Source organism: Nocardioides caldifontis (assembly GCF_008087345.1).
In the GTDB taxonomy this organism is placed as follows: Bacteria; Actinomycetota; Actinomycetes; order Propionibacteriales; family Nocardioidaceae; genus Marmoricola_A; species Marmoricola_A caldifontis.
The window spans coordinates 1-4,497 of the sequence record NZ_VHIB01000026.1 but is presented as its reverse complement, the minus strand read 5'-3'; the positions used below and the strand labels follow the sequence as shown (position 1 = coordinate 4,497).

General features: G+C 63.4%; 2 protein-coding genes. One reads left to right on the top strand and one right to left on the bottom strand.

Features of this window, described 5'->3' with window-relative positions:
• Positions 1-1,184: 1,184 nt before the first annotated feature.
• The gene (locus FIP57_RS22900; protein WP_148576217.1) at positions 1,185-2,345 is read left to right on the top strand and encodes a DUF3800 domain-containing protein; all 1,161 of its coding nucleotides are present in this window, start codon (positions 1,185-1,187) and stop codon (positions 2,343-2,345) included.
• A 78-nt stretch (positions 2,346-2,423) separates the two neighbouring features.
• Here FIP57_RS22900 and FIP57_RS22895 read toward each other — a convergent pair whose 3' ends face one another.
• Positions 2,424-4,157: a hypothetical protein gene (locus FIP57_RS22895; RefSeq protein ID WP_148576215.1), complete on the bottom strand. Its 1,734-nt coding sequence runs from the start codon at positions 4,155-4,157 to the stop codon at positions 2,424-2,426.
• Between the last annotated feature and the right edge of the window lie 340 nt (positions 4,158-4,497).

Below are 4,497 nucleotides of genomic sequence, written 5' to 3'. Positions count from 1 at the left end.
TCACCTACGGAGTGCCTTTCCGCTCGGCTTCTTTGACTTCAGCAATCCAAGAATCCCGTGCAGAACAGGCACTTCCGTGCGTTACGCGCCGTACACCACCTCAGCGACGTGAAAGCGCGAGGTTAGTAGCCATATAACCGTGGTGTCCCAGAGTGGCGCTTTCGTGTTCGGCGTGAGCAGCACGCCGACACTCCACAGTCCGATAGGACTCTTCGCTTCCGACTGCGTCAAACATCGCTGCCCTTGAATGCAGGAGCTACGAGCGAAACTTCTCGTTGTAGCACCCGTTGAACCAACCCATGCAGGTGAATGTCGCCCCCAGCCGCTGGCCGCGAACGGCCGGTTGTTCTGGTCCGCTAGGGCGTCTTCGGCAGATGGATCCGCTCGACTGTAGGGCGGCGCTTGGCGTGCTTGCGGTAACACGCCAACTTGTGGACTCGGCCGAACCCCTGCTGGCAGTACCAGCAGCGCGGCACCTGCCAGACACGCCGTCGCAGGATCATTCGGCTCCTCATCTTTGGCTGGTCGGATCAACCGAGGCCGGTACCCCCGGTGGTTGTCGAAGATTGGCCGCGCCCGCGCCACCGTGCTAGCACTTTGGCAACTGGCTGTGCTTGGCCGCGTAGTGCTTCGGGGCCACGGTGAGCGGGTCCGCGGGGTCCGTCCACCGCGCCCAAGCACGCTTGCAGTCCGGGCACACGTGGTAAAGGCCGCCGTCGCAGATACCTGATACCTCGATGGTGACCGTGCGCAGGTAGTGAGTAGCTCCGCGGGCGGAGCGACCGGTTGCCGGCAAAGGCTCTCCCCGCAGGTCGACCCCACAGTGCGGGCACCTGTGAGCGCTGGCGTGCATGGTCGCCATGACCGCACGATACGGGCCGTGGACTGGGGCGGCCACGCATTATGGTCTGGGCACGACCAACGATCAGCTTGTGTGCCGCCGGCTGAGGTCGAGCGGGCGCCCGGAAGCTCGCGTGGAGTGGGCGGCCGTCGTGCCTCCGACTTTCTGCGATCGCGGCCGTCCGCCCTGGGGAGCGCGGAGCCGAGATCGACCGAGTGTGATTGGCGGGCCCCGGATGCTCGCACGGCCCGCGGCCGTGGGAACTTCCTTGTGGCCCGTTGGTGCACCCGGATCGAGGAAGATGCCGTAGTGAGAAGCGTCCGCCCTGCAGGGAGGTGAGAGCGTGGGTAAGTCCGGCAATCCCGCGAGACGTGCACAGCAAGAGCGGGTCAGGCGTGCCCTGAGAGATTCGCCCGGCGGCGGGGTGCGCTCCACGTTCTACTGCGACGAGAGCGGAAACACGGGAGTGCATTGGGGGGATCCCGACCAACCGATCTTCGTGCACGGGGGGTGGTTGGTGCCGGTTCGGAGCGGTTCCAGCCTTCTGAATGGCGTGACGGAGTTGCGTGGCCGCCACCGCATGGCGGCTCCGGAACTGAAGTGGCAGCATCTGGCACGCCGCAGGGACTCTGGTGCGGTATTTCGGGACTTCTTCAGCCTCATGATGGAACACGCCTGTATGCCGTTCTTCTGGGTGATGGACAAGGACTTCATCACCAGTGCCAAGGTTGTCGAGACGTTCTTCGATCCTGAGTACAACCGGAACTATCCGATGGCGTTCACGGGGGCCCGCGACATCAAGAAGGAACTTGCCGAGGCCGTGTCGCAGTCAGCTGACGTACGTCAGCGGTTCGCCGACTTGATGAGAGCGCCGGAACGGCCGTCTGCTGATGCAGTGCGCGACTTGGCCACCCGGCTGGCCGACCATTTCGAAGCGGGCAACGCGCCGGCACTGGCCGACTCTTTGAGAGACTTCTCAGACGAAGCGATCTCTTCGATCCAGGACGAACTGGGCGCAGCCACGTGGATGCGCACAACGCTGGGACATTCACTTCCGGGCCTTGTGCAGCTGCTGGAAGGCTTCATGCGCCGACACGCTCTCGAGCTGGAGATCGTGCACGACAACCTGGTCCGGTACGAGCCGGCCTTCGACTTGGTTCGCCGCATGTTTCGCCCCTCTGACGGCACGGACGTCACGATGGTCGGAGGCGAGCCGATGTTTCATGCGATGCCGTCAGTGACTGGGTTGCGCCTCGCAGATTCAAAGTCGGAGCCGATGATTCAGCTGGCGGACCTCTTGTGTGGATTCGTTCGAACCGTCATTGCGAAGGTCAAGCGCGGTGAGGAGTTGACTGCCGACGAACGCGCCGTGAGCTTTCACCTCGCCATGACACGAGACGAATGGTCGTCGTGGGATGGAAACATGCCGCAGTGGATGTGGCAGGAGTTCGGACGACTGGCCTTCGAGGGCGTCCTCAACGGAACTCTGGACATCTCTCTATAGCCGCCACCGGGGCCGCGCTGGCACCCAGGATTGCAGGAGCGTCACCGGAGCCTCTACGAAGCTCTCAACGGCGGGCCGTCACCTTGGACTTGCTGCCGTGGTCGGCAATGGACCCCACTCGCATTCGATGGAGCCGTCGCCGCGCACCGAGTAGTCGACCAAGCCTAGGTTGCGTTCGCATGACGTAATCGCTGTCCCATAAATCCCGGAGTAGTTCTTGGAGTCCCAGCGCCACGGGTGATCCTTGGAGTCGGTACTGCGAGACAGGTCGGGCCCGGTGAGCACCAGGGGCATGTTCGGCAGCTGGTTGCCCCTCGCTGTCGAAACCATCGCGGACCGCTCGACCCGCTTGCGAAGGATTGCGATCTCATCCTCAACGAGCTGATCCTTCAGGGTGGCGAAGAGCTGAAGGCATCGGACGTCCTGAGTGGAGAGCCGCTCAGTGACGAAGTCAAGATTGGTGACGTCGTTCTGGTCAATGCGGTTGGCGGCCTTCACTTCACCGATCACGGCCAGCCAGTCATAGTCCGGCACATAGATGGCGACATCTAGTTCGAGCTTCCGATCCGGGAACGCAATCTCCAGACCGAGCGTGTGAGCCAGCGGCGGCTCTTCGACATGGCGAAGCTCGCGAATGACCGATGTCGAAGCCAACGCTGGCAGGAGCGCTTGCACTTGTTTCGCGGGCAGGTACGAAGCAAGCCTGTAGTGCCACTTCGGACGCGAAAGTGCGTGGGAAAGCGCCAGCAGGAATGACTCGCCGCAGAACTCGCATGTCATCGTCGAGCTGAGCTCGTCGGCTGATGCCCATCGCTCGACCCGACAGTGCGAGCAGTGGACTCGGAGCACCGGAACGAAGAGCCCAGTGTGCAGCAGGTTGTTCACTCTCTGCTCGGCATAGTCCTTTGGCGAACTGCGCGCGAACGGACCAGGCCAGCCGCCGCGATGCCGCTCGACCACCTGCCGCAGATGGGGGAGAGGCACACCATCGCGATCTCCTGCGGCAAGCAGGACGGCGGCTCGTACGCCTGGCTGGTTGAAGAATCCACTAAAGGGACCACCGAACTTCTCGGCCGCTCGCGTCTGAAACCGGCCGACGTCTGAGTGCGAGACCTTGACAGCATCGTCGTCGAAGAGTTTGTGAAAGACATCGAGGTTGAACGCGAAGGCGTAAGGCGCATGCTCGCGGCCGGCCTGGATCCCCGCCACCTGACCGGCCATGGACACCCGGCCGTGATCGGTGTGCGACCACGCCAACGCATTCTTCAGCAGGTCCGAGTGGCGCCTGTAGGGAGGAAACGATGCGGTGAACCTCGGATCTTGGCCCTCCACTCGATGTAATCGGATTTCGGCAGCAACCACGCCTCGCGAGAAGGAGTCGGGGTCCTCAAGGAGCGGGAGATTTGTGACCGGGACATCAATCCAATGCTCTCCGGGGCGAAACTCGACCCGGATGGCTGACTTGAACGGCGTCTCGACGCCTTCGAAGATCCATGGAGGCATCGGGTTGATATGCGGCTCCACAGTGGCGAGGCCCAAGCCGCTGGCGATGCTGTTGAGCTCCGCCTGCACGTGGGATGGTGCGCGCTCCAATCCCCAGACCGACACCTCACTTGGTGGGTCAGGCTGCTCGTCGTCGACCGGCTGCGCGAAGGTGCGCATCGCGTTGCGAATGATCGGACGGATGACTTCCTCGGGCGCATCCGCTGGAAGTCCGACGAGGCCGGACCCGTACGTGCGTAGGTTCCAGAACCACACGCTGTCCTCGACACTGTCCGGACGTAGCACCGCGAACCCGCGGTAGGCGTCCATGTATCGTCGCGGCCGCGCGCGAACGTGCAAGCTCGTGAGATCGGCAGCTCCCACGATGCCCCCGGGGCGACCCTGTTCGGCCACGGCGTAGGGAAGCGGCACCGACCGCGGGCCACGTCCATCGATTGTTGGGGAGAGCTCGATGCCGATTCGGTCGCTCAGTCCCCAGATGGTGGCGTACGCGAGGTCGTTGGCGTCATCGCTGTCCCAGCGGGGGGTGTCAGATGAGCTGTGTAAACGGTCGGGCTCGTCGGCGGGCAGGCTGTGCCTGCTCGTGGAAGGAGACCTACCGGTATGTCAGAGCAGAAGCCGACCTCGAAGTCCAAGTCCGCGCGGGTGC

What these genes read in the sequence shown, in the direction of transcription:
- FIP57_RS22895 (WP_148576215.1), bottom strand. Translation starts at nt 4,157, where the DNA reads ATGGACGCCTACCGCGGGTTCGCGGTGCTACGTCCGGACAGTGTCGAG.